A 22,499-nucleotide genomic window follows, 5' to 3' on the forward strand; every position below is an offset into this window, starting at 1 on the left:
ATCACCTAGTGTAGATGAAGTGTGTTTTTTCAGCATAAGTAAGGAAAACTTTATGAACAAACATTTTGTTATTGCTACGGTATGTAGTTTTAGCTTGCTTATTAGTGCGTCACTTGCGGCATTTCCCAAGTCAAAAGTGAGCGAGTCTCAGCATTTATTTGCCCAATCTATTATTTACCATTCTTTGAGTGGGTTTTGCGCCAATGTGGCGGGGAATAAAAGCTTGAGTTCTGATTATCAAAAGTGGCGAGTAAGTTATCAAGATAGTATTAAACAAGGCCGTATCGAAGTTGCCGACCTTGCCGCCACCATGGATAAAACCATGGACTCAGTTGTGTCTGATTTAGTGCATGTTGCCGAGCAAGAGTGGGGACAAATGGATAGTTCTCAACGCCAGCAAAAATGCCAAGATTTGCAGGCTTTTCTTACGCAATCAAAGCCAGAGAAACCTGCAACATATTAGATAGAAGCCAGTTGGTAATGAGGCCGTATTTTGCTGCGCTGGATATGCTGTTCCACATCTAAACCGCGTAAGAACCCATACTGAGTGACAAGTACACTTTTAAATCCCATCGCGTTGCCACCAAGTATGTCGGTGTGCAAGGTATCACCAATCATCGCAATGCGCTGTGGTGCAACATCTCCAAGTTGGTGTTTAATTCGACTCAGTGCTTCTTCAAAAATCGGCGCGTAGGGTTTACCAAAGCAACGTACCTGAGGATAGATCTCATCCGGTAGGGTTAAGGTGTAACTACCTGGCTCTTGAGATACCCCATTTTCTAGCGGTGCGATCAGGTCTGAATTTCCTACCCAAACTGTACGTGGCTTGTTTTGTAGTTCTGCTATAAACCGCTGGTGACGCTCTTCGTTCCAAGCTTGACCGCTTAAAAATAAAAACTCGTCCGCTTGCCAAAAGTTATCGTCTTCTGGGTAAACACAAGGTCGCTGGGTATCTAAACGAAACTCAGGCAGTGTTATAACACCTAAGCTTGTTGAGCTCTGTAAGTCCATGTACTGCAACAGCACTTCACGGCTATTTACAATTTCTTGGTCACTAAAGTCGAACCCCAAGCCGACAAACTTATCGAACAATTGCTGTTTGTTTTGAGTGGCAGCATTGGTTACTACCATCACTTTCTTGCCAGCCCTTCGCAGTTTAGCTATTTGCTCTTTAGCCCCTTCAATGGCGGTTCCACCCACATTTAGCACGCCGTAAGCATCAAACAAAAATACATCAATATCGTCGACTAAATCCGTAATGCTATCGAGTTGTTGGGTATGTGAAACAGGGACACTTTCAGGCAGTCGCTCTGGCATCGCAAGATAGGCCGAAAATGCCTCTGATGGGCTGTAAAACATGGTGATTAACCTCAGCAAAAATTAGAGCGTTACTGTGGCAGATAATTAGCAGAATATGAACCCATCCCAAGATGAAAGTTAGGCTTTAACTAAAAATTATTTTTCCTAGTGTTTAATGATACTTGAGCTTCAAGCGCATTTTTTATCAAGCCTTGTAGCCAAGTCATCATTGGGCTGTTTCGGTTTTTTACATGGCTGTAGCTTAGTACCGGTTCTTTAAATGTCTCGCCGTTAATCAATACGTTAATGGTTCTCAAACTTGGATATAGATGCTGAGGAAAAAGGTTAGAGTGAGGCATAAACATATTGGTATGTAATACGACATCAATAAGTGCCATTACCACTTCGGAGCGAAAGCCTATCTTCGCAGGTAAGCCCTCTCTTTTCATAGCTTCGGCGGCTAAGCTAAAATCATCATTCCAGCCAGGAATAAACAAGGAAGCAATTTCGTATTCCGATATGTCTTTAAGTGTTGCTAGCGATTTTTTCAATGGATGATCCTGCCTAACTATCACTCTCCCTTCTAGTTCGATCATGTGTTGGCTATACACTTCTTTGGGGTGGCTTACATCATAATTTACCCCAGCCAAAATTCGACCTTTTTGTATATCCTCTAGGGTTGAGCTTGACCAACTTGTAAGTACTAATCTTGAGTTTGGCGCTTGTTTAGAAACGGCTCTATATAAGGCGCCAGATAAGCAAGTCATTACCACAGGAGATAGAGCAATATTGATAGTTTGGTCTAGTGTCGATAGGTCTAGCTCATTGTTTCGGTTTAAGGCATTTTCTAAACCCGACATGTGGGGCTGAATAAGCTGTATTAGCTCTTCAGAAAACGCGGTAGCCTTTAAACCTCCATGCACTTTAACAAACAGCTCATCGCCAAAGTGGTTTCGTAGCTTAGACAAGGCTTGACTGATCGCTGGCTGAGAGACAAATAAGCGTTCCGAAGCTTTACGCATATTCTGTTCATCAAACAGCACTAAAAACGTTTTTAGTAGGTTTAGGTCTAGCTGTTGATAGGAATTTTTATTCATTACACTCATTGATGGTAAATCTCTATTCATCTGGGCGCCATTGCCCACCTTGTTTTCTTATTGTTGATTCTACCTTAATAAGCTTAGCTTATTATTGAAATTTGTTTTACTTATTAGAACAAGGTGTCAGTAATAACAATAATGCGCTTCGAATTTACTGAGACTTCGAGCATTATTATGAAAAAAACACTATTGGCATTCAGCCTATCTACCTTATCTATTCCATCCGCTTTTGCTGCTGAATTTTTTGTTGGAGCGGGTGGGGGCTACCAAAATGTTAAGGTGGAAGCATCAGACTCTGAATTTGGTAATCGCTCTGCTAACGCTGGTCGTGCAGCAATGCACCTAAGAGGTGGTGTATATCTAAACGAAAACCATCGTTTAACGGCTACGATCAATTATATGAGCGATGCAAATGTTTATCGCAGCCACTTAGGTCAACACCCTAGTCGAATCGATACACAGCTAGAGTTGGCCCAAAACGAGTATCTATTGTCTTATGATTATATTCAGTCAATCAGTGATAAGTTTTCTGTATTTGGAGGCGCCACCGTTGGTGCTGTTCATAATAAAGGGAAGTTTTGGTTAGAAGAAAAACCTCTGGGTGGCGGTGTTTCAAGTTACTCACATCAAGCGAGTCAAACCGATTTCACCTACGGTTTACAAATTGGTATGCAATATAAGATATTGGATAACTTGTCGGTGGATATTCAGTACAGGCATATGTTTAAGAGTTACTCCAATGATATTCATTGGGAGAACGGCGAAAAAACCAGTTTTTCATTGCCACATAGTAATGCTTACACAATATCTTTTGACTATCGCTTCTAGTTCGAGAGCTTTTGAGTACGCTTTGTACAAGGACTTTTTTAGCGTACTTACATAGGCCCATTTAATATATGAAGTTTTGGTACTTTCATCCTCTTTAAATTATCTTGGCTTCCTGACGATAAACATTACACTCTAGTTTTTGATTATCTGCTTGAGTTGTTATGTCATATCTTTTGTCTATTACCTTGTTGTGGGCCTTTTCTTTTAGTTTGATAGGAGTGTACTTAGCGGGGCAAGTCGACGCTTGGTTTTCAGTTCTAATGCGAGTGGGCTTAGCGACCTTAGTCTTCATACCCTTTCTTAAACCCTCGCAAGTAAGTCCTTCGCTCGCGATTAAATTGATGCTGATTGGAGCTATCCAATTGGGCTGCATGTACGGGTTTTACTATCAGTCATTTTTGTACTTGTCGGTACCGGAAGTGCTGTTATTTACTGTTATGACGCCGATTTACGTTACTTTGGTCAATGATGCCTTTGAGCGCCGCTTTAACTCTCAATTCTTATTAAGTGCTTTTATTGCCACTCTAGGCGCGGTGGCGATTAGGTATGAAGGCATCGACCAAGGTTTTGTCACTGGTTTCTTGTTGGTTCAAGGGGCCAACCTGTGTTTTGCATCTGGGCAAGTGGCATACAAACGTTTAATGGCTAGGCAATCTCAGCAGCTTGCGCAACAAACCGTGTTTGCTTGGTTCTTTATTGGAGCCTTGATTGTGGCCATCATCGCTTTTGTTATGTTGGGTAATACCAATAAGTTACCCTCGACTAATATTCAGTGGGGGGTACTTGTTTACCTTGGCATTATAGCTTCTGGCTTCGGTTATTTTGCTTGGAACAAAGGCGCTACCTTGGTGAACATCGGCGCTTTAGCGGTGGCGAACAACTTACTTATCCCTGCTGGAATAGCGGTAAATTTGCTGATTTGGAATCATGACGCTGACGTATTGCGATTAAGTATTGGCGCCGCAATTATTATTGCGGCCTTAGCGTTAAACGAACGCCTGCAAAAAACAAGCTTGTGAGAGTTTAAAGTTTGATGCACCTTTTTGAACGATTTGCCTTTATAATCGAAACCAGCAAACCGTTTCTGTTTAGGCTTTAGGATCTACGTATGAAAGAAATACAGCAAAATAACCCCTTGCATGGCCTCAAGCTTGAAGTGCTGCTGGATGAGATAGTTGAACATTATGGCTGGGAAACACTGGCCTATGCCATGAATATGAACTGTTTTAAAAACAATCCTACCCCTCAGTCTTGCCTTAAGTTTTTACGTAAAACCACTTGGGCGAGAGAGAAAGTTGAAGCGTTTTATATGTACCGCTTTAAACATCTTCCGCGGCCAGATGACAAGCAATATGCTTTACCTCCGCGTGACCGCTTAGTGCCCTTAGACCAAAAGCCTCGTGCTCCAGTAGTGATTGATATTACCGCAGAGAAGCAGGTGCAAAACAAGCCAAAACCTAAGCCTAAGAGAAGTTTTAAGGCCAAACCCAAAGCAACATGGCCTAAGCCACAAGAGAGCGATGTTCAAGATGAGGGCAAACCGCTAAACCCTTGGGCAGATTCACCTAAGTAAACTGCCTTAACAGCAGTAGGAAAATAGAAAATATCGAGTACAATTCTCGGTAATTGTTAGCCTTGTAGTGTTAATGGTATGCAAGGCGCTTAGTGCTTATTTCGGTTCTAGTTATGTCTCAAGATACAGTTAAAATTGGTTTGGTTAACCCCAAAAGCCCCAGTAATGTTGGTTCAGTAATGCGTGCAGCAGGTTGTTTTGGTACGTCTGAGGTGTTTTATACAGGGCAGCGCTACGCGCGCGCCGCGCGTTTTAATACCGATACCAAAAACCAAAGTTTGAATATTCCACTAAGAGGAGTTGATGACCTTGCAGAGCAAGCCGCAGGGCTAAAAATAGTCTGTATTGAATTGGCCGAAGGGGCAACACCCTTGCCAGACTTCACTCATCCTGAACAGGCTTTATATATCTTTGGCCCCGAAGACGGCTCTATTAGCCAAGAGCTGGTGGATAAAGCTGATGACGTGGTGTATGTCCCCACTCAAGGTTGTTTGAATTTGGCAGCAACCGTGAATGTGGTGCTCTACGACCGCCTTGCTAAATCTGATGTGTTTAAGAGTGGAGATGAGTTAATTCGTCAAAGCCGCGATGTTAATAACCGCTTAAAAGTCAATTAGTTGATTGGGGGCGTTTAACCGCCCCATCATATTATTTGGGGTTCTTCGTCGCGCGTTGATCTTCGCGTAACTTCTGCTTTTGCTGGCGACGCTGCTCACTATGTTGAGCGGCTTCCATTCCAACATGTTGTTCCCCACGTTGCTTAGCTAACTGTACTTGTTTTTCTCGCTCTCTAAAGCGGCTTTTTTGCTCGTCACTTAAGCTATCGTAACAATGTGGGCAGCTCACACCTTGCTCAAATTTTTCGCTTTGCATGTCGGCCGGAGATATAGGCATACGACAGCCGCTACACAATTGGTATTCACCCGGTTGTAGTTGGTGGTCTACGGTGACACGCTCATCAAATACAAAGCAGTCACCTTCCCATAACGACTCTTGTTGTGGCACTTCTTCTAAGTATTTAAGAATGCCGCCTTCTAAATGATAAACCTCATTAAAACCTTGTTCTTTTAAGTAGGCGGTTGATTTTTCACAACGGATCCCACCAGTACAAAACATCGCTACTTTTTTGTGTTTTTGTGGATCCATCTCTTCGGCTACGTAAGCCGGAAATTCACGAAAGGTTTCAGTATTTGGGTTAACCGCATGCTTAAAACTGCCCAGTTGTACTTCGTAGTCGTTGCGAGTATCTACCACCAATACTTCTGGGTCGGCAATCAGTTGATTCCAATCGCTGGGTTTAACGTAAGAGCCCACTACATGGTTAGGGTCAATGCCTTCCACACCCATGGTAACAATTTCTTTTTTGAGCTTTACTCGTGAACGATTAAAGGGTTGCTCGGAGCTAAACGAGCGCTTATCCACGATTTGGCTCAGACGAGGATCAGACTTTAGCCACTGTAATACAGTTTCTATGGATTGGTCTAGCCCTGCGATGGTGCCGTTAATGCCTTCTTCGGCCAGCAGTAAGGTACCGCGTACTTGGTGTTGTTTCATCAAGGCTAGCAGTGGAGTTTGTAGCTCTAGGTAATTGTTTAATCGAACAAATTTGTATAGGGCGCAAATGGTAATTTGGCTCATGTTAACTTCCTTGTGCCTACCGGGGCGTAATCCCGAAGCATGGTTAAAAGAGGCTCATTGTAATGAAAATGCTACTAATTGCAGCAGTAATGTGGCTTTTTGTTGTAGGCTTGTTGGAGTGGTTTAACGATGTATAGGTACAGTTCTGTGTGCTAGCCCGCTAAAACAAAGTGTTACGGACTGTTGTGTTTTTGCTGCATAGCATGACAGGTCTATAATGAAGTAATTAACTAACATGGAATAGGTTGAGTAGTATGTCTAGTGTTTTAGCCTCAGTGGATCAACGAACCCAGCTCGTGGGCGAAAACCGTTTAGAATTATTAATTTTTAAACTCAACTCAATGCAGTTGTTTGCAATTAATGTTTTTAAGGTGAAAGAGGTAGTTAAACTACCGAATATGAACCGCTTACCAGGATCTCATGCTCATGTTTCAGGCGTGGTTACCTTACGCGGTCATTCTATTCCGGTTATCGATTTACGTGCCGCAGTTAAAATGCCACCGGCTAAAGAAGAAGCCAAGGTCGACTGTAACTTAATTATTACCGAATATAACCGCTCGGTGCAGGGCTTTATGGTGGGCGAGGTTATGCATATTGTGAATACCTCGTGGAAGGATATTTTACCGCCGCCTACCTCGGTAGGGCGGAGTAATTACCTCACGGCCATTACTCGAATCGATCATGAAGATGCCAGTCGCATTGTAGAGATTATTGATGTTGAGAAAGTACTCGCTGAAATTGTTTCTTACAACATCGCCATTTCTGAAGAAGCCTTAGATAAAGATGTTTCTCATCTGTTAAGTGGGAAACGGGTGTTGGTGGTTGATGATTCCTCTACGGCACGTGGTCAAGTGAAAGCCACCCTAGGCCAATTGGGCATGGAAATTATTGAAGCCGAAAATGGCCTTCAAGCGCTAAACATGCTTAAGGGCTGGGCCGATGAAGGTAAATCGGTGTACGACGAAATTTTGTTAATGATTACCGATGCCGAAATGCCCGAAATGGATGGTTACCGTTTAACCGCAGAAGTGCGGGGGGATGAGCGTATGAGTGATTTGTTCATTGCCTTGAATACGTCTTTAAGTGGCAGCTTTAATGAAGCCATGGTAGAAAAGGTAGGCTGTGATCGCTTTATCTCTAAGTTTCAACCGGATTTGCTGGTAGATGTTGTACAGCAGAGAATGCGTGAATTTATTTCTGGTTAATTTCTTAAAACCTATTAGCAGCCTCAAACAGAGCGGTTAAGGCTCAAGTACTCTAGAAAAAGGCCCGAAGGCTTACATGTGCTTCGGGCTTTTTTGATTAATGCTATAAAGCCGCTGCTACTTTGTTTGCTACGTCTTCTGAGAGCCAAACTTGCCAAAGCTCAGGATGATGTTCAAAAAAGTAATACATCGCCTCTTCTGCGTCAGCCTGGTTGTCTTCCATCCAAGCCAGTAAAAGGCTCATTTGTTGGTTGCTAAAACCTCGCTGACCCAGATATTCAAAGGCTAAAGGTTCACTTTTAGCAAATGATTCCGTGGTAACCGAATGCACTGGCGAGGGCGGGTACATAGTGACTTTAGGTGACTCACAGTCTGGCTGGGTAGTACAGTTGCGGTATTCATCTAGGTCTGTGCCACTGCCAAAATCAACTTTTACCATAGTGTATTTACCCAACACTGGGGTGGGTGACCAGTAATAACCAAACCATGGCTTTTTGCGTTCATAGGCTTTAGCCAGTTCACCAGCTAAAGCGGCACCTGAACCAGGATCTATCATCTCAAAACCATGCTTCTCAAGCGCTAATGCATTGAACAAATGCTCTGAGGTTATTTGACAGGTCCATCCTGCCGGACAGCCATAAAACGCAGATTTTTCATCATCTTCCGGATGTTTGAATAAGTTTGCGTGTTTGATCACCCCCTCAATGGTGGCAAGCTCTGGGTGCTTCTCTACCAAGAAGTCGGCAACCCAAAAACCTTCTTCACCGCCGTCTGTTAAGGAGTTACCGGCGTAGCGTAAACGCTTATCGGCAACACCTTTGTCTAAGGCTTCCTTAATACCATTGGTCCAAAGTTCTGGCGCGATATCTGGGTAGCCTTTTTCTATCATTGATATCCCTGTTGGAACGCTATCTCCAGGTATCAATTCGGCTTCACAGCCAAAGCCATGTTCTAATATAAACTGGTCAATATGCGCCATCAGGCTTGCTGAATTCCAGTTCATATCGGCAATGCTTACGCTGCCACACTCTTTTGCATTGGTCTGAATCGATACCACAGACAACAGCATCGCTAAGGCAAGTGCACACTTGTTTTTCATAAAGTATATATCCTCTATCCATGTCGAATAAGCTTGTTTACCTTACCGCGTGCAAGGTAAATAATAATGCTTGCCAGCGTTAGTTAAAGGGCGGCTCAGTGAAGTTTACTTTAGCCCTACTTAACTGGCTTTTACCGTTGCTTTCAGTTTATGCATAAATGCTTTGAAGTGTGGCATAAAATCGATGAACAAATCGTGTTTACGATTTTGCATCATAACCGGCCCTAATAAACGCAAGGCTACACCCACTTTGGTGGCGATGTTTTCTTCTAAGCCACTGCCTTGCTTTAGTTTTTCTACAACCGTAAACAAGTCTTCTCTGTCTTGGTATTCGAATACCATGGTTTTTGGCGCTTCAGTATCGAGCTCTTCAATAGTGATACGGTAGCCATTTTCTTTTCTGGTACGTGTCGTCATACTTTTCTCACTCTAAGGTTGTTTAGCTTTTTAAGAATTTTTCAATTTTAGGTTTGACTGTCATTGAAATAATCAGCATAAGGCTTAAACCTACCGGCAGTGCGACTAAAAAAACCTCTAGCCACGCGCTGGCAAATTCTGATCTATTAGCAAAGCCGATATTTTTAGCGGTGGTAGTAAAAGCCATAATCGATTCCATGATGACTGCCATGATCACTCCAACAATCGGGTTACGTGCAGACTCTGCTATATGTGGCAGTAGCTTGGCGATTAACTTGCTCACTAGGCTCATCATTACTAGACCAACCGGCATCAAAATAACGGCGGTAGTAAGAAATGCCTCTAACCAAATCACTACAAAGGAGTCGCTGTATCCCACCTGTATATAAGTCATCACGCCAGTCAGGGTACCCGCGATAACAGACATCATGGCGAGCACGACTAAAATTTTGTAGAACAGTGGGTTGGATTTAGCGTCTGCCGTTACGGCTGTTGTTATTGGTGCGCTGATTTCGTTGTTCAATTGGTACCTATTTGCATATGGTTGATTTTGTCTACTATATTTGCATTGGTTGATTTAGTCAACCATATTTGGATCTAAATAGAGAGCAACTCAACATTAGTATTCTTTTATTTAGAAAATACAGTCAGTTAAGCGAACGCGTATCTATCAACTAAATGGGGGGGGAGTGAGCGGAGTAAGTCAGCATTCGATGAGGAACGCCGGCATTGTGGTTTACCGTTGCTGTAATACACGAAGATGCTTGGTTTTTAGTGGTAAGTGGCAAACAGCCAATAAAAAAGGCCCTTAGATAAGGGCCTTTATAAAGATTTACGTTCGCCAGTGCTTGGCTTGAGTTTTACTTAAAAAACAACTGGCTAAATGGGTTAAGTAAAGATGCCAGTCCCGAAGTAAAATGCAGTGGCGCATCTAACAAGGTTAAACATAAGCAATCTTGGTTAGCTGCAGTGCGCGGGGTGTGTTTATTCTCAGTATTTTGAATAATAAAATCACCCGGAACATAGCTACCTGCATCATCAATAAAGGTGCCAGCTAGTACCAAGGTTATCTCTTGACCTTGATGAGTATGCTCTGGCAAGGCACTATCTTGATCCATGTAAATAAAGTTCATTTTACTGTCACTAACAGCATCTACACGGGCTCGTTGAATTTTACCCGGTAAGCGTCCCCAGGGGCCAATGTGTTGCGGATGAGCTTGCAAAGCACGTGGCAACGGAAAACGTTTATCTCCTAAACTGATTTCTTCTTGCAGCCTTGGTTGGCTAGGCTCAATCACTGTTTCAGCACTTTGCTGCATAATCATTTGCAGCATCGAATCCAGATCATTGCTCATGGCTGCAGGTTGGGTATCTTCTAATTGAGCGGCCATTTTTTGTTCAATGGCGTGCACCCGTTGTCTACACTCGGTGCAGTATTCCAAATGGGCACTTACCATAATGCTCATAGCGGGGTCTAATTGGCCAGCGGCATATAGGTTGAGAGTCTCCTCAACTGGATGAAATTGAATGCTAGTCATCTAAAACCTCCTTCATTTTTTTCAGCGCTAATCTAAGGCGACTTTTCACAGTGCCAAGCGGTAAATTCAATATTTCCGATACTTGTTGTTGAGACTCACCATGTAGGTAGACCCGCCGAACAATATCAGCTTGTTCTTCTGGCAAACGTTCTATTAGCTCTTTGAGTTCATTACTCACTAACTCTTGATCCTCAGAAGATATTTTGTCTGAGTCTTCTTCTTCAGTGAGAATTGGCCAAAGGTCGTCGCCTTGCACCCAGCTTTGCTGGTGCTTGCCTTTGCGCATTAAGTCAAACTTCACGTTCCGCGACACCGAAAATATCCACGTCATCGCATTGCCTTTGGAGGCGTCGTATAAACCCGCTTTTAGCCATAGTTTGAGCATGGTTTCTTGCACCATTTCAAGTGCCAAGGATTCATCTACAAACTGCTTACGCGCCAAATTAAGTAAGCGTGGAGCAACTTCGCGGAACAAGGTGTCGTAACTGCGCTTACACTGCTTACTTGCAATGTTTGCCAATAACAGGGCGATACCATCGTCTTTATTGGGCTGGGAAACCTGAGTAGCCATGCGTGTTGTTGTTCCACCGATTGTCGATACTGAGCGTTGTATTTCCATATTGCCAAAATCGTTGTCGGATTGATAACTGATTAACGGGGTAGATGATTAAAACGATCACTTTGTCTCAAAATAAAACCTAAATAACGTATACACAAAGATGCAGAAGGGGACTTAAGCAAGCGCTGCTTGGTATTAATAGGCAGGGGAAGTAGCTCTAACCAGCGCCAACAAAGCTGCTTTACACATTCGCTACTTATATTTTCCTGCAGGTCAGAGGCTTTGAGTTCTGGATACTGTAAGTTGATTTTTTCTAGGGCGAGTTGTAAAGCATTGGTATTTCTTTGTTTATAGAGCTTTGGCCAAAGCTCTAAAGATTCAGCCCTTATACAAGGGGCCATCCATTCATTACTAAACGCTAGAGCATTCGCGCAAACCTGACCCCAATTTAGCACTTTACATTCAACCACAATCTCCGCTTGGCTCAACCAATCTATATGGCTAATTTGCGCAAAACTTACAATATCGCCTTGCTTGACTGCGCTGTTTCCATTGCTGTCTTGAAAGGCTAACCACATTCCACCGGCTTTCTCTGCTGCCCGTAAACTGGCAATGAACACAGACCCCTGGCCACGTATTCTTGCGTATCGCTCGGGCATGTAGTGTTCACTGCAAATCATCAATGGGTACAACTGAGGCATAAGCGGATCAGCTCCTAAAAACTACTTAGTTGTTTTGTATTACGTATAGAGTGCAAAAAAAGATGAATGATCTTTCTTATTATCTTTCACGTACTATGATTAACAACAATAGAAACAAATGCTTAGATTTGTTTAGCTAAAAGGATTTTTCATGAAAACTTCAGCGTCGATGCCCCCAATCGTCCAGCAGCTAGAACAGTTTTACTCTGAGCTTGGCATGGCCCAAGTGGCGCGTTTATCCGAGATTTACACCGACAATGTGGAGTTTATTGACCCTCTGCATCATCTACACGGCATTGCAGATTTAAGCCAGTATTTCGAGCATCTATTAGTGAATACCGATAAATGCGAGTTTATTTTTTCCTCTCGTTTGATTGCAGATGGCGAATTCAGCCTTACTTGGCAAATGCAGTTTGCTCACCCTAAACTCGGAAACGGTCGCTTAATTGCGCTAGACGGAATAAGCCACCTCAAGTTTGATGAAAAAATCTATTACCATCGCGATTACTACGATGTGAGCGCCATGTTGCATGACCATATTCCGGTGATTGGCTGGTTGTCTAAAAAGTTAAAAAATGGTCTAGCCCAATGAATATTTTTATCACTGGGGCTAGCTCGGGCATTGGTAAACAGTTGGCGTTAGATTATGCCGCCAATGGACACCAAGTATGGGGGCAAGGGCGAAATAAAGAGCGCTTGCAAGAATTAACAGACAAAGGCATCACAGCTTTGCCGCTAGAGTTAGCTGATTTAGCGAAAGTGAGAGCCAGCTTGAGTGAGTTACCAGCCATGGACTTAATTGTTTTGTGTGCCGGTAACTGTGAATACCTAGATCCAGAGCGCTTTGACGCTGAATTATTTAGCCGCGTTTGGCAAGCCAATGTGCTTACCGTTGCCAACTGTTTAGATGGATTGTGGGGCCAGCTAAAACCTGGCTCCCAACTAGCCTTGGTAGGCAGTTTGGCGCATTTACTGCCGTTTAGCCAAGCTGGCGCCTATGGCAGCAGCAAAGCGGCAATACACTACTTATCTCAGGCGCTTGGTACTGATTTAGCCGCCAAACAGGTGAGTGTGCATTGTGTGCAACCAGGTTTTGTTAAAACCCCTCTCACCGATAAAAATGCCTTTGCCATGCCCAATATGATTAGTTCAGAGCAGGCTAGCCAATACATTATGAAGGGTTTAGCAAAGGGTAAAACAAGTATTAATTTCCCTGGTGTATTCAGCGGAATATTACACTTTTTGAATTGTTTGCCAGTATCTTGGCAACAATCTCTCTGTCGCCGTTTAGCTCACAAGGAAGGAGCATAGATAGATGAAAATAGCAGTTATTGGAGCGGGCATATCAGGCATGACCTGCGCCCACTTATTAAAAGAACAACACGATGTCACCTTACTGGAACAAAATGATTATCTTGGCGGGCATACCGCGACCAATCAAATTGAAATAGAAGGTAAAGAGTACGCGGTAGATACCGGTTTTATTGTGTTTAACGACCGTACCTACCCCTTGTTTAATAAGTTGCTGGACAAGTTAGGTATTCACGCTCAGCCTACTGAAATGAGCTTTAGCGTGGTTAATCCAGAGCTTAACTTACAATACAATGGGCACGATCTAAACACTATGTTTGCCCAACGTAGCAACTTGCTTAAACCTAGCTTCTATAAATTCATTAACGAAATTTTGCGTTTTAACAAGCTAGCTAAAGCAGCGGTAGACATAGATACCTCGGTAAGCTTGGGGCAGTTTTTACAAGAGCACCGCTTTTCCAGAATGTTTCAAGAAAACTATTTGCTGCCCATGGGGGCGGCGATTTGGTCCTCTTCACTAAACGGTATTAACCAATTTCCAATGCAGTTTTTTGCTCGTTTTTTTGTAAACCACGGCTTGTTAGATGTTGCTAATCGCCCGCAATGGCATGTTGTTCCGGGTGGTTCCAAGCAATATATAAAACCGCTACTTGCGGGTTTAGAAAAAAACATTCGCTTGAACAGCCAAGTCACCAGTATTCAACGAGGCGACGAAGGGGTAAGCATTGAAACCAGCGATGGGTGGACATGGCAGGGCGATGCCGTAGTGTTTGCCTGCCATAGTGACCAAGCATTGTCGGTATTAGGCGCAGAAGCCAGTACTGATGAGCGAGAGGTATTAAGTAAACTCAAATATCAAAATAATGAAGTCATCTTACATACCGACGAGCGTCTGCTGCCAAGCATTCATCGCGCTCGTGCTAGTTGGAACTACCTACTACCGCCTAGCGGCGATAGGAATGACCGACTGGCCAGTGTTACCTACGATATGAATCGTTTGCAGGGTTTAGAGGATGCGCCGCAGTTTTGTGTCACCTTGAATCCACTGGAGCCGATTGCTGAAGATAAAGTGATTAAGCGCTTTAACTATATGCACCCGGTGTTTTCGGTTGAAGGGTTTGGCGCGCAGCAGCAACGTGAACTGATTAATGGCCAGAATAACAGTTACTTTTGTGGCGCTTATTGGCATAACGGTTTTCACGAAGATGGTGTGCGCTCTGCGGTGGAAGTATGTCGTAAGTTTGGCATCGATTTGTGAGGAGTAAACGATGGACGTAAAACACTCTTCTATTGCCTTTGGCGATACCTTTCATCAGCGTTTTGTGCCACGTAAACATGGCTTTAGCTACAAGCTTTATTATGCTTGGATAGATTTAGCTGAGGAGCAAGCCGTTCGCCATCAGCTAAAAAAATTCAGCCGCTTCCTGCCGTGGTTTCGACTTCGTGAAGGCGACTATTTAGGCAAGCAACCAGGCAGCATTCGAGATAAAGCCTTGGCCGCTCAGCAGCGTTTTCAGCCAGATTATAGCGCTAAACAAGTGGTGCTAATGGGGCAGTTTCGTTGCCTTGGTTGGTATTTTAGCCCGGTTAATTTTGTGCTTTATGGTGATGGCGACAAGTTTGATTACATGTTGGCCGAAGTCACTAATACCCCATGGAAAGAAAAACACCAATATTGGCTAGATTTAAACTCCCTAGAAGACCATGACAAAGCCTTTCACGTATCTCCGTTCAACCCCATGGATATGCGTTATAACTGGCAAGTAAAGCTAGTTGAACAACAGGTTACTGTAGTGATTAATTGCTGGCGGCAACAGAAAGAATTTAGCGCTGGAGTAAATTTAATTAAGCAGCCATTAAACTCTTCTAGCCTTAGTCGCGTTATTAAGTCATATCCTTTGCTCACTCTTAAAGTAGTAGGGGGAATTTATTGGCAGGCATTGAAGTTATGGATGAAAAAAGTTCCATTTTATGGTCATCCAGCCAGCGACAAAACTCACTGATATTTGCTGTTAAGGAAAACTTATGACCACTGCAAAATCGCTCGCTACTGCATCGTTAAATAGCAGCTTGGACATTACTCGCCATCTTGTAATGAAAACCTTTGACGGTTTAACCGGCGGGGCAATTTTATTGAGCCAAGCGGGCTACGAGTCTGTTCACCTTGGAGAGAAAGACTATCCTCATGTAGTAGAAGTACACATTCTTGATGCTCAGGTTTTTTCTCGTATTTTGAAGGGCGGCAGCATTGCTGCAGGCGAAACCTACATGGAAGGTTTGTGGCGCTGTTCTGATTTACATCGCTTATTACAGCTTCTAGCAGACAACCAAGATCATTTAGACAGCCTAGACAGGAAGCTGCATTGGTTTACCAGTGCTTGGTTTAAAGTTCAGCATTTCTTTCGTCGCAACCACAAACGCCAAGCCAAGAAAAACATATTAGCTCACTACGACTTGGGTAATGATTTTTATCAATCGTTTCTCGATCCGCAAATGCAATATTCGTCGGCTATTTTCGGCGGCCAAGATATTACGCTGGCACAGGCGCAAGACAATAAACTCAAACGTATTTGCGAGCAGCTAAAGCTGCAATCAAATGACCATTTACTGGAAATTGGTACAGGTTGGGGCGGCTTAGCCATGTATGCGGCCAGTCATTATGGCTGCAAAGTCACTACCACTACTATTTCAGATAAACAGCATGCCCATGTTTGCCAGTTAGTTGAACAACGTAACTTAGGCCATTTGATTACGGTGCTTAATCAAGATTATCGCGAACTAGAAGGCGAATACGACAAGCTAGTATCGATTGAGATGATTGAAGCAGTGGGTGAGCGTTATTTACCTGGTTTTGCTGAGTTATGCTCTAAGCGCTTAAAAGTGGGTGGCTTAATGCTACTGCAGGCGATTACTATCGACGACCGTCGTTTTACCGCATACAGAAAAAGCGTTGACTTTATTCAGCAATATGTATTTCCAGGCGGTTTTTTACCTTCACCTTCGCTGCTTAAGCAACTATTTTCCAAGCAGGGAATGCAGCCTCTACAGCGCCTAGAAATAGGCATTGATTATGCCGAAACCCTACAGCATTGGCATCATAGAGTGCAGCAACAACACCAAAACAACAGCCAAAGCTTTGGCTTTGATGAGCAGTTTTACCGTCTGTGGCACTTCTATTTCGCTTATTGCGAAGCGGGTTTCCGTAGCCACAATATTGGTACCGAACAGCTCACCATGGTGAAAGGGTAATTGGCTTATGCAATGGCCTGTATTGCTTGTATTTAAACTGAACTGGTTTGCCGCCTTTTTTTGGGGCGAGCAAGCGGTGTGGTTTATGTTGCTGGGGTTAGTGGCCTTAGCCTTATTGCAAGTACGCAACTATCAGTGGGCGGTACTTTTGCCTTGTGCCATGTTAAGCGTCGTCGGCGTTATCATCGATATCGCGCTAGTAGAGTTTGGCGTGCTGAGTTTTAGCTCGCCTAACTTACCTGTGTTTATGATGCTGTTGTGGGCAAGCTTTGCCCTTTTACTGCCCACCTTGGCCAGTTTACCTAAACCTTTTATGCCAATTTTTGTTGCGATAATGGGGCCAGTTTCTTACTACTTAGCCAGCTTAGCCAACGTATTTACCCTAGAGCCAGGCCTTTGGTTAGGGCTGCTTATACTGCTACCACTATGGAGTGTGTTTGCTTACTTAGCTAATTCGTTATTGGAGAAACGCTATGTTTAAAACCCTAATAATAGCCATTGCATTATTCTCAAGCTTTAGCCAAGCAAGCGATATGAAACTGGTAGGCGACGCCAGATTAAAGGTGTTGTTTTGGTCTATTTACAATGTGAGTTTACACAGTCCAGACGGGCAGTATCAGCAACATCGCTACCCAATGGTGCTGACAATTGATTACCTGCGAAAAATTAACCGCAGTAAATTGGTAGATGCCACTAAAGATGAGTGGCAGCGCTTAGGAGTGTGTGAGCAATCGCCGTGTCAGCAATGGCTCAACAAGCTTTCATCGATTTGGCCAGACTTAAAAAAAGGTGATCAGCTACAGTTAGTGGCCGACTCGGCCAACCAAGGACGCTTTTATCTCAATGGTGAACATTTGGGCTCATTAGATGACAACCTATTTAGTCAGCACTTTTTAGATATTTGGCTCTCGGAAAACAGCCGCTTCCCAAAACAGCAGCGCTCGTTAACCGGGGCAAACTAGCCCTTACTTAAACTCTCGTTTATTGCATCCAGTAAGTTTTTACTAGGCTGAGCGCCTGACAACAAATAACGATTGTTAATGATAAACGCGGGCACCGCTTGAATGCCGTGATTTTGCCAGGTCTGCTGGCTATTGCGCACTTCTTCAACGTAGAGTTGGTCTTTTAATACTCGCTGCGCTAGTTCACTGCTTAAGCCCACTTGCTCCACTATTGCTAATAAGGTATCGCGGTCAGAGGGATTTTTCCCTTGGCTAAAGTAAGCCTCAAACAATGCTAGCTTGAGCTCGGTTTGCTTGCCGTACGGCTCGCTCCAATGCAGTAATTGATGGGCCTCAAAGGTGTTATAAATTCTAGAGTCTTGATTAAAATTGAAGCTAAACCCAAGCTCTTTGCCAATGCCTTTTAGCTGCTCTCTCACGGCCTCGCTTTGCTCTGTAGTGCTACCATACTTTTCTTGAATATGTTCGCGAAGGTTTTGTCCTTCTGCGGGCATTTTCGGGTTTAGCTCAAAAGGGTGCCATTGAATATGTGGCCTAATATTGTCATCTAGCTGGCTTAAAGCCTCTTGCAAACGCAGGTAACCCACAATGCACCAAGGACACACCACATCAGACACAATATCGATGCGTAAGGAAATACCAGCAGCCATAAACAAACCCTCTTAATTTTGTGTAATGAGTATGCGCTAGTCGACCAGTGATTAGCAAACTTTGCAGGAACGAGAGAGCCCGCTTGAGGTTTGTTGTAGTTATGACAAAAATCATTTGTGATTTTTGAGCTAAATTGCTGGCTAGAGAGTTGGTAAACTGGCAACAGCTAAATAATAGGAACCCAAGCATGACAACTTCTTTGTTCGACTCAATCAAATTGGGCCAATTGACCCTAAATAACCGCATTGTAATGCCACCAATGACACGTTCGCGCGCCAGCCAACCGGGTGATGTAGCTAATGAGATGATGGCCAGGTATTACGCTCAGCGAGCGAGTGCAGGTTTAATTGTATCTGAAGGGACTCAAATTTCGCCAATGGGCAAAGGATATGCGTGGACACCAGGTATTTATAGCCAAGAGCAAATTGCAGGTTGGAAGACAGTAACCGACGCAGTGCATGCCAAGGGCGGTACTATGTTTGCTCAACTATGGCACGTAGGTCGAGTGACTCACTCAGATAACATTAACGGTGAACAGCCTATTTCATCTTCTGCTATTGCTGCCGAAAATGTAAAAGTATTTATTGATAACGGTAGCGACGAACCGGGTTTTGTTGACGTAAGCACCCCGCGAGAAATGAGCCAACAAGACATTAGCGAAGTGGTTCAACAGTTTCGCCAAGCAGCTTTAAATGCCATAGAAGCCGGTTTTGATGGTATTGAGCTGCATGCTGCTAACGGCTATTTAATAAACCAGTTTATCGATTCAGAATCTAACCAACGCCAAGACCAATACGGTGGTAGCTTGGAAAACCGTTTACGCTTTTTAGATGAAGTAGTTGCAGCCATGGTGGATGCCATTGGCGCAGAGCGAGTAGGGGTGCGTTTAGCGCCACTAACAACCTTAAATGGTACCGTAGACGCTAACCCTATCGAGACTTACACCGCTGCGGCTGTGTTGTTAAACAAACACAATATTGTTTATTTGCACATTGCCGAAGTGGACTGGGATGATGCGCCAGATACGCCAATAAGCTTTAAACGTGCTTTGCGTGAAGCCTACCAAGGCGTATTAATTTATGCTGGCCGTTATAAAGGGGACAATGCTCAACAAGCGATCAAAGACGGTTTAGCCGACATGATTGGTTTTGGCCGTCCGTTTGTAGCCAATCCCGATTTGCCTGCCCGTTTGCAGCATGGATATCCGCTGGCTGCTCACGATCCAAATACGCTATTTGGTGGTGGCGAGCAGGGCTTAAGCGATTACCCAAGCTACCAAGCTTAAGTAACAATCAGCCTAAGCCTTTGTGTAAGCAAAGGCTTAGTGGTTTTTCGCTGGCGTTTACAATAACCCTTGGACAAGTTTGTATAAATAGCTCAGAAATAGCAGCGCACCTACCACCATCAAAGCAGTGCCTGTAGAGGTATCATTACTGGACGCAGAAATACCGCGCGAGCTTTTACTGTTCCGCAACGATCGCCCAATCAAAATAAGCACTACAGAAATGAGCATCACCAAGGCATATACACTCAAAGAAGATGTTGATTCGGGTGTCACCGTGTTTCCTCAATTAGCTAATGCTGGCCAATAATAAACAAAGCCTGAGCAAACAAGTAGCACTAACTTAAGCATTAGTTAAACTATGCGGCGGCTGTCGCGGCGGGGCAAAAATGCGTCAAACCACCTCAACTCACTTTTGGACAAAGGCGAGTTAGGGGTTTATGCCCAGCTTTATCTTTGAATAATTCAGTTTAGGTATTTTGTAAATCTGAATCTACTTTTACTACTCCTTGTCTTTCGCTTCTAGTTTTCTGGCTTTACCCAACGCAGAAGCGATAATTCCCGCTGGAATGGATACGACGCCCAGTCCAATCATAAGTATTCCAAATGTAAAAATTCGCCCGCCAACTGTAATTGGGTAAATATCCCCGTAACCAACGGTCGTCAGTGTGATTACCGCCCACCACAAACTATCAAAAATAGACGAAAAGCCTTCCGGCTGCATTGCATTTTCGAAATAGTAAATACCGACCGATGATAGAAAAACCAACATAATAGTGACTGAAAAGAATAGGACTAGCTCTTCTTTGGCTAACCGAAAAGCGATATGAAAACGCTTTAGGGCATTACTATATTTGGCGAGCTTTAAGACCCTGAATAGACGAAGAAGGCGGAAAATCCTAACCGATCTCAAGTCCAGACCAAGTGATAGATAAAACGGCAAGATTGCAAGTAAATCGATTACCCCAGAAAAAGAGGTGACGAAGGTTGTCTTTTTTTCTGCCACCCAAAGTCGCGCCAGATACTCCAAAGTAAAAACAGCAACACAGAATACCTCAATATATCTTAGGTATGTTCTTTCACTCATAGCTAAATTAGGCAAGGTTTCTAGTGAAAAAGTGATTATTGAAATGATAATCAGTGCTTGGATGAAACAATCAAATAGCTTACCAAGCTTTGTTCTTCTGGTTTCAACGACTTTTTTAACCGAAGATTTAAATGCATTCATTTTTAATTCTTTTGTTTGGTGTCTAGTTAGCTTTATTGCACTGAAATAGCGTATAGCAGTATTAGGTGATAGCTAGCATATAAAGTCTGAACAGAAGCACTTTGGGGGCTTTGAGTCAGATGGATTCAGAAAATACAGGACCTTTAGATTCAGTATCAATGACCGTCTGACCTGAGCGTAAAGCTTCTTTTATCCCCGCTTGCTTTAACATAGCTTTTGTTTCGTAATAATCCTGTGCTACGGCTGTTTCAATGAAACTAGCCTCTTCATTTGAAAACTGTTCAACAGCTTGCTTTATCTCTGCAAGGTCAACGTTGAAAAATTCTTTACGGCGATTGACCATGTTTAGCCTTTTATTATCGAACTGACGGTGCAGCCCTTTTTCCAATGAGGGAGCGTCTTTAGTATGAATCATTGCATGCACATCGAAGCTAAACGGCACTGACGCATCACCTAACTCTTTAACTCTATCCATTGGTTCCAATCGGCGTGTCATACCAATTTTATACACATCCTCTCCAAAGGAGCCTATGTTACTAATAATATACACATGTCCTTGCTTGGTTTGCTCGGCCATACTTTGCGCACGCTGGTGTTTTTGTTCCGCCGATTCTAAATCTGATTGTAGTTGAGCAATTTGTGCTTCTAGCTGAGCTTTGGCTTCTTCACTAGCAGACTCTAGTTGCTTCTGTGCGACTTTAAGAGCTTTTTGATATCTAGCTTCTTCCTTGATAGCCTCCTGTTCGGCCTTTTTAATCTCAGCTTCAATTTTAGCCTCCTCGCGCATCTGAGCCTTTATTTCAGCCTGTTCTTCTTTTTCGCGTTGCTTTTTCTCTTTGTACTCGTGGGTGAGTCGAAGCTCCTTAAGCTTTAGCTTCAAGTACTCATCTGAAATAATGACTCTATTTGATTCGTTGAGATTATTAATGGCTTCAAAAGCTTTTTGAATACGAGCTTCCATCTTAACTGCATTTTTCCATGTGCAATTCGCAATGGCCGCTTCACACTCGTTATTGAAGGCTCTGGCGGTAAGACGAATACCTCGATTTGTCATTTTACGGCCTTCAGCCTTCGAATCGCCAACTGTCCACTCAGTTGTGCAGTAGATAGCCCCAGTAGTACCCTTGTCGCGAAGTAACTGTTTTTGCTCTTCCTTGCATTCACGGATCTCGCCCTTGAACGCCTCTGATGTTTCGAAGTCAAAATGAGACTCATAAAAGCCCAACTCGAGTAATTCTGCGTCATCATTGTAGATGCCAATTTGATGGACGAGAGAATCAAAAATAGTTTTCTTTTGTTTGTATTGAGTTTGAAGGCCAGTGATATTTTCATTTGTTTGAGCATATTTTAGTTCTGCTTCTTTTTGATACTCAGATAGCTGTTTCTTTCGGAGTTCAACTTCCTTATCTATATCAATAACGCCTGAAAATTTTTGCTCGTAATCTGCAAGGGCTTGATAACTTGCGGCTGTCTCTTCTTTAGTCGATGAAAGTTGCTTCTTTATAGAATTGAGTTTTGCAACAGCGACCACTAAAGCGATAAAAAGTACACCAGTTGCAACGATGAAAGGCAGTGATGGTAGTGATTGGAAGAGTGTTTCAGGCATCTTAACTCCACGCGATAAATATCAGTAGGTACAGTTCGTATCTCGATGTGAACTGGTAAAGAGCTAGGTCGGAAAATAAACCTAGTCATTATTTACTATAAAGTCATTAGTATGCTCGACTCAGAGAACAGCAGTCAAACAAACTCAAATGGAAGTGTGAACGAACACGGTTGTAACAAGAAGTGGGGCAAATCCGTGTTAGGCCAGAATAGGGCTGAGTCAAATCAATCGAACGAGTATGGCAGTGAGCCTT

General features: G+C 43.3%; 27 protein-coding genes. 15 read left to right on the forward strand and 12 right to left on the reverse strand.

Annotation, left to right across the window (positions count from 1 at the left end; all coding sequences use genetic code 11):
* The first annotated feature begins 52 nt into the window (after positions 1–52).
* Positions 53–463, forward strand: coding sequence for a hypothetical protein (locus tag ACLD71_RS11415; RefSeq protein ID WP_137672024.1), 411 nt, complete (start codon positions 53–55; stop codon positions 461–463).
* Here the strand turns inward: ACLD71_RS11415 and ACLD71_RS11420 are convergent.
* Complete coding sequence (locus ACLD71_RS11420; RefSeq protein WP_411990783.1) at positions 460–1,359, reverse strand: HAD-IIA family hydrolase; 900 nt, start codon at positions 1,357–1,359, stop codon at positions 460–462. The genes ACLD71_RS11415 and ACLD71_RS11420 overlap by 4 nt on opposite strands.
* Positions 1,360–1,448: 89 nt before the next feature.
* The gene (locus ACLD71_RS11425) at positions 1,449–2,426 is read right to left on the reverse strand and encodes a LysR family transcriptional regulator (protein WP_411990784.1); all 978 of its coding nucleotides are present in this window, start codon (positions 2,424–2,426) and stop codon (positions 1,449–1,451) included.
* A 147-nt stretch (positions 2,427–2,573) separates the two neighbouring features.
* Between ACLD71_RS11425 and ACLD71_RS11430 the strand changes: the two genes are divergently transcribed.
* The 4 genes from ACLD71_RS11430 to ACLD71_RS11445 all read left to right on the forward strand — a co-directional run bounded on the left by ACLD71_RS11430 (position 2,574) and on the right by ACLD71_RS11445 (position 5,417).
* Positions 2,574–3,227 (forward strand): outer membrane beta-barrel protein, encoded by a 654-nt coding sequence (locus tag ACLD71_RS11430; protein ID WP_411990785.1) that lies wholly within the window; start codon positions 2,574–2,576, stop codon positions 3,225–3,227.
* 161 nt (positions 3,228–3,388) lie between these two features.
* Entirely contained in the window at positions 3,389–4,246 is an 858-nt protein-coding gene (locus ACLD71_RS11435; RefSeq protein WP_137672020.1) for a carboxylate/amino acid/amine transporter, read from the forward strand.
* 89 nt (positions 4,247–4,335) lie between these two features.
* Positions 4,336–4,800 carry a VF530 family DNA-binding protein gene (locus tag ACLD71_RS11440; protein ID WP_137672019.1) on the forward strand — a complete coding sequence of 155 codons (465 nt, stop codon included), beginning with the start codon at positions 4,336–4,338 and terminating at the stop codon, positions 4,798–4,800.
* 113 nt (positions 4,801–4,913) lie between these two features.
* Positions 4,914–5,417 carry an RNA methyltransferase gene (locus ACLD71_RS11445; protein WP_411990786.1) on the forward strand — a complete coding sequence of 168 codons (504 nt, stop codon included), beginning with the start codon at positions 4,914–4,916 and terminating at the stop codon, positions 5,415–5,417.
* Positions 5,418–5,448: 31 nt separating this feature from the next.
* Here ACLD71_RS11445 and ACLD71_RS11450 read toward each other — a convergent pair whose 3' ends face one another.
* Positions 5,449–6,438 carry a rhodanese-related sulfurtransferase gene (locus tag ACLD71_RS11450; RefSeq protein ID WP_411990787.1) on the reverse strand — a complete coding sequence of 330 codons (990 nt, stop codon included), beginning with the start codon at positions 6,436–6,438 and terminating at the stop codon, positions 5,449–5,451.
* Positions 6,439–6,692: 254 nt separating this feature from the next.
* Here ACLD71_RS11450 and ACLD71_RS11455 point away from each other — a divergent pair, with 254 nt between their 5' ends.
* Positions 6,693–7,643 carry a chemotaxis protein CheV gene (locus ACLD71_RS11455; protein ID WP_411990788.1) on the forward strand — a complete coding sequence of 317 codons (951 nt, stop codon included), beginning with the start codon at positions 6,693–6,695 and terminating at the stop codon, positions 7,641–7,643.
* Positions 7,644–7,746: 103 nt separating this feature from the next.
* On the opposite strand, the gene ACLD71_RS11460 is transcribed toward ACLD71_RS11455, so the two are convergent.
* The 6 genes from ACLD71_RS11460 to ACLD71_RS11485 form a co-directional block, all read right to left on the reverse strand.
* On the reverse strand, positions 7,747–8,742 hold the full coding sequence (locus ACLD71_RS11460) for an ABC transporter substrate-binding protein (RefSeq protein WP_201798687.1): 996 nt from the start codon (positions 8,740–8,742) through the stop codon (positions 7,747–7,749).
* Between the two features lie 120 nt (positions 8,743–8,862).
* Positions 8,863–9,159, reverse strand: coding sequence for a DUF3861 domain-containing protein (locus ACLD71_RS11465; protein ID WP_137672015.1), 297 nt, complete (start codon positions 9,157–9,159; stop codon positions 8,863–8,865).
* Positions 9,160–9,181: 22 nt separating this feature from the next.
* Positions 9,182–9,682 (reverse strand): DUF2798 domain-containing protein, encoded by a 501-nt coding sequence (locus tag ACLD71_RS11470; RefSeq protein ID WP_411990789.1) that lies wholly within the window; start codon positions 9,680–9,682, stop codon positions 9,182–9,184.
* A gap of 337 nt (positions 9,683–10,019) precedes the next feature.
* Positions 10,020–10,697 (reverse strand): ChrR family anti-sigma-E factor, encoded by a 678-nt coding sequence (locus tag ACLD71_RS11475; protein ID WP_137672013.1) that lies wholly within the window; start codon positions 10,695–10,697, stop codon positions 10,020–10,022.
* Positions 10,690–11,316 carry a sigma-70 family RNA polymerase sigma factor gene (locus ACLD71_RS11480; protein ID WP_235836152.1) on the reverse strand — a complete coding sequence of 209 codons (627 nt, stop codon included), beginning with the start codon at positions 11,314–11,316 and terminating at the stop codon, positions 10,690–10,692. The genes ACLD71_RS11475 and ACLD71_RS11480 overlap by 8 nt, the downstream gene beginning before the upstream one ends.
* 32 nt (positions 11,317–11,348) lie before the next feature.
* Positions 11,349–11,957, reverse strand: a complete 609-nt coding sequence (locus tag ACLD71_RS11485; RefSeq protein WP_411990790.1) for a hypothetical protein — start codon at positions 11,955–11,957, stop codon at positions 11,349–11,351.
* A 151-nt stretch (positions 11,958–12,108) separates the two neighbouring features.
* Between ACLD71_RS11485 and ACLD71_RS11490 the strand changes: the two genes are divergently transcribed.
* From ACLD71_RS11490 to ACLD71_RS11520, 7 genes are read left to right on the forward strand one after another with little or no spacing between them, the layout of a single operon-like run.
* Entirely contained in the window at positions 12,109–12,549 is a 441-nt protein-coding gene (locus ACLD71_RS11490) for a nuclear transport factor 2 family protein (protein ID WP_137672011.1), read from the forward strand.
* Entirely contained in the window at positions 12,546–13,268 is a 723-nt protein-coding gene (locus ACLD71_RS11495; protein WP_411990791.1) for an SDR family NAD(P)-dependent oxidoreductase, read from the forward strand. The genes ACLD71_RS11490 and ACLD71_RS11495 overlap by 4 nt, the downstream gene beginning before the upstream one ends.
* Positions 13,269–13,272: 4 nt before the next feature.
* Positions 13,273–14,526 (forward strand): NAD(P)/FAD-dependent oxidoreductase, encoded by a 1,254-nt coding sequence (locus ACLD71_RS11500; protein ID WP_411990792.1) that lies wholly within the window; start codon positions 13,273–13,275, stop codon positions 14,524–14,526.
* 10 nt (positions 14,527–14,536) lie between these two features.
* Positions 14,537–15,271 (forward strand): DUF1365 domain-containing protein, encoded by a 735-nt coding sequence (locus ACLD71_RS11505; RefSeq protein ID WP_411990793.1) that lies wholly within the window; start codon positions 14,537–14,539, stop codon positions 15,269–15,271.
* A gap of 22 nt (positions 15,272–15,293) precedes the next feature.
* On the forward strand, positions 15,294–16,517 hold the full coding sequence (locus ACLD71_RS11510) for a class I SAM-dependent methyltransferase (protein ID WP_411990794.1): 1,224 nt from the start codon (positions 15,294–15,296) through the stop codon (positions 16,515–16,517).
* Positions 16,518–16,524: 7 nt separating this feature from the next.
* On the forward strand, positions 16,525–16,998 hold the full coding sequence (locus ACLD71_RS11515) for a DUF2878 family protein (RefSeq protein ID WP_137672006.1): 474 nt from the start codon (positions 16,525–16,527) through the stop codon (positions 16,996–16,998).
* On the forward strand, positions 16,991–17,479 hold the full coding sequence (locus tag ACLD71_RS11520; RefSeq protein ID WP_137672005.1) for a chalcone isomerase family protein: 489 nt from the start codon (positions 16,991–16,993) through the stop codon (positions 17,477–17,479). Before ACLD71_RS11515 ends, ACLD71_RS11520 begins: the two co-directional genes overlap by 8 nt.
* Here ACLD71_RS11520 and ACLD71_RS11525 read toward each other — a convergent pair.
* On the reverse strand, positions 17,476–18,129 hold the full coding sequence (locus ACLD71_RS11525) for a DsbA family oxidoreductase (RefSeq protein ID WP_137672004.1): 654 nt from the start codon (positions 18,127–18,129) through the stop codon (positions 17,476–17,478). The two genes, ACLD71_RS11520 and ACLD71_RS11525, sit on opposite strands and share 4 nt — an antisense overlap.
* Before the next feature lie 188 nt (positions 18,130–18,317).
* Here ACLD71_RS11525 and ACLD71_RS11530 point away from each other — a divergent pair, with 188 nt between their 5' ends.
* Both ACLD71_RS11530 and ACLD71_RS11535 read left to right on the forward strand, forming a co-directional pair.
* Positions 18,318–19,415 (forward strand): alkene reductase, encoded by a 1,098-nt coding sequence (locus tag ACLD71_RS11530; RefSeq protein WP_411990795.1) that lies wholly within the window; start codon positions 18,318–18,320, stop codon positions 19,413–19,415.
* A gap of 127 nt (positions 19,416–19,542) precedes the next feature.
* The gene (locus ACLD71_RS11535; RefSeq protein WP_411990796.1) at positions 19,543–19,722 is read left to right on the forward strand and encodes a hypothetical protein; all 180 of its coding nucleotides are present in this window, start codon (positions 19,543–19,545) and stop codon (positions 19,720–19,722) included.
* Between the two features lie 192 nt (positions 19,723–19,914).
* On the opposite strand, the gene ACLD71_RS11540 is transcribed toward ACLD71_RS11535, so the two are convergent.
* Both ACLD71_RS11540 and ACLD71_RS11545 read right to left on the reverse strand, forming a co-directional pair.
* Positions 19,915–20,640, reverse strand: a complete 726-nt coding sequence (locus ACLD71_RS11540) for an ion transporter (RefSeq protein ID WP_303515971.1) — start codon at positions 20,638–20,640, stop codon at positions 19,915–19,917.
* Between the two features lie 115 nt (positions 20,641–20,755).
* A complete protein-coding gene (locus tag ACLD71_RS11545; RefSeq protein WP_303515973.1) occupies positions 20,756–22,246 on the reverse strand; it encodes a DUF4041 domain-containing protein in 1,491 nt (496 codons plus the stop codon).
* Between the last annotated feature and the right edge of the window lie 253 nt (positions 22,247–22,499).

It is taken from the genome of Agarivorans sp. DSG3-1 (assembly GCF_046774965.1).
Taxonomy (GTDB): Bacteria; Pseudomonadota; Gammaproteobacteria; order Enterobacterales; family Celerinatantimonadaceae; genus Agarivorans.

Coding starts and splice junctions, on each gene's coding strand:
- ACLD71_RS11415 (WP_137672024.1), top strand. CDS start 53: ATGAACAAACATTTTGTTATTGCTACGGTATGTAGTTTTAGCTTGCTT.
- ACLD71_RS11420 (WP_411990783.1), bottom strand. CDS start 1,359: ATGTTTTACAGCCCATCAGAGGCATTTTCGGCCTATCTTGCGATGCCA.
- ACLD71_RS11425 (WP_411990784.1), bottom strand. CDS start 2,426: ATGAATAGAGATTTACCATCAATGAGTGTAATGAATAAAAATTCCTAT.
- ACLD71_RS11430 (WP_411990785.1), top strand. CDS start 2,574: ATGAAAAAAACACTATTGGCATTCAGCCTATCTACCTTATCTATTCCA.
- ACLD71_RS11435 (WP_137672020.1), top strand. CDS start 3,389: ATGTCATATCTTTTGTCTATTACCTTGTTGTGGGCCTTTTCTTTTAGT.
- ACLD71_RS11440 (WP_137672019.1), top strand. CDS start 4,336: ATGAAAGAAATACAGCAAAATAACCCCTTGCATGGCCTCAAGCTTGAA.
- ACLD71_RS11445 (WP_411990786.1), top strand. CDS start 4,914: ATGTCTCAAGATACAGTTAAAATTGGTTTGGTTAACCCCAAAAGCCCC.
- ACLD71_RS11450 (WP_411990787.1), bottom strand. CDS start 6,438: ATGAGCCAAATTACCATTTGCGCCCTATACAAATTTGTTCGATTAAAC.
- ACLD71_RS11455 (WP_411990788.1), top strand. CDS start 6,693: ATGTCTAGTGTTTTAGCCTCAGTGGATCAACGAACCCAGCTCGTGGGC.
- ACLD71_RS11460 (WP_201798687.1), bottom strand. CDS start 8,742: ATGAAAAACAAGTGTGCACTTGCCTTAGCGATGCTGTTGTCTGTGGTA.
- ACLD71_RS11465 (WP_137672015.1), bottom strand. CDS start 9,159: ATGACGACACGTACCAGAAAAGAAAATGGCTACCGTATCACTATTGAA.
- ACLD71_RS11475 (WP_137672013.1), bottom strand. CDS start 10,697: ATGACTAGCATTCAATTTCATCCAGTTGAGGAGACTCTCAACCTATAT.
- ACLD71_RS11480 (WP_235836152.1), bottom strand. CDS start 11,316: ATGGAAATACAACGCTCAGTATCGACAATCGGTGGAACAACAACACGC.
- ACLD71_RS11485 (WP_411990790.1), bottom strand. CDS start 11,957: ATGCCTCAGTTGTACCCATTGATGATTTGCAGTGAACACTACATGCCC.
- ACLD71_RS11490 (WP_137672011.1), top strand. CDS start 12,109: ATGAAAACTTCAGCGTCGATGCCCCCAATCGTCCAGCAGCTAGAACAG.
- ACLD71_RS11495 (WP_411990791.1), top strand. CDS start 12,546: ATGAATATTTTTATCACTGGGGCTAGCTCGGGCATTGGTAAACAGTTG.
- ACLD71_RS11500 (WP_411990792.1), top strand. CDS start 13,273: ATGAAAATAGCAGTTATTGGAGCGGGCATATCAGGCATGACCTGCGCC.
- ACLD71_RS11505 (WP_411990793.1), top strand. CDS start 14,537: ATGGACGTAAAACACTCTTCTATTGCCTTTGGCGATACCTTTCATCAG.
- ACLD71_RS11510 (WP_411990794.1), top strand. CDS start 15,294: ATGACCACTGCAAAATCGCTCGCTACTGCATCGTTAAATAGCAGCTTG.
- ACLD71_RS11515 (WP_137672006.1), top strand. CDS start 16,525: ATGCAATGGCCTGTATTGCTTGTATTTAAACTGAACTGGTTTGCCGCC.
- ACLD71_RS11520 (WP_137672005.1), top strand. CDS start 16,991: ATGTTTAAAACCCTAATAATAGCCATTGCATTATTCTCAAGCTTTAGC.
- ACLD71_RS11525 (WP_137672004.1), bottom strand. CDS start 18,129: ATGGCTGCTGGTATTTCCTTACGCATCGATATTGTGTCTGATGTGGTG.
- ACLD71_RS11530 (WP_411990795.1), top strand. CDS start 18,318: ATGACAACTTCTTTGTTCGACTCAATCAAATTGGGCCAATTGACCCTA.
- ACLD71_RS11540 (WP_303515971.1), bottom strand. CDS start 20,640: ATGAATGCATTTAAATCTTCGGTTAAAAAAGTCGTTGAAACCAGAAGA.
- ACLD71_RS11545 (WP_303515973.1), bottom strand. CDS start 22,246: ATGCCTGAAACACTCTTCCAATCACTACCATCACTGCCTTTCATCGTT.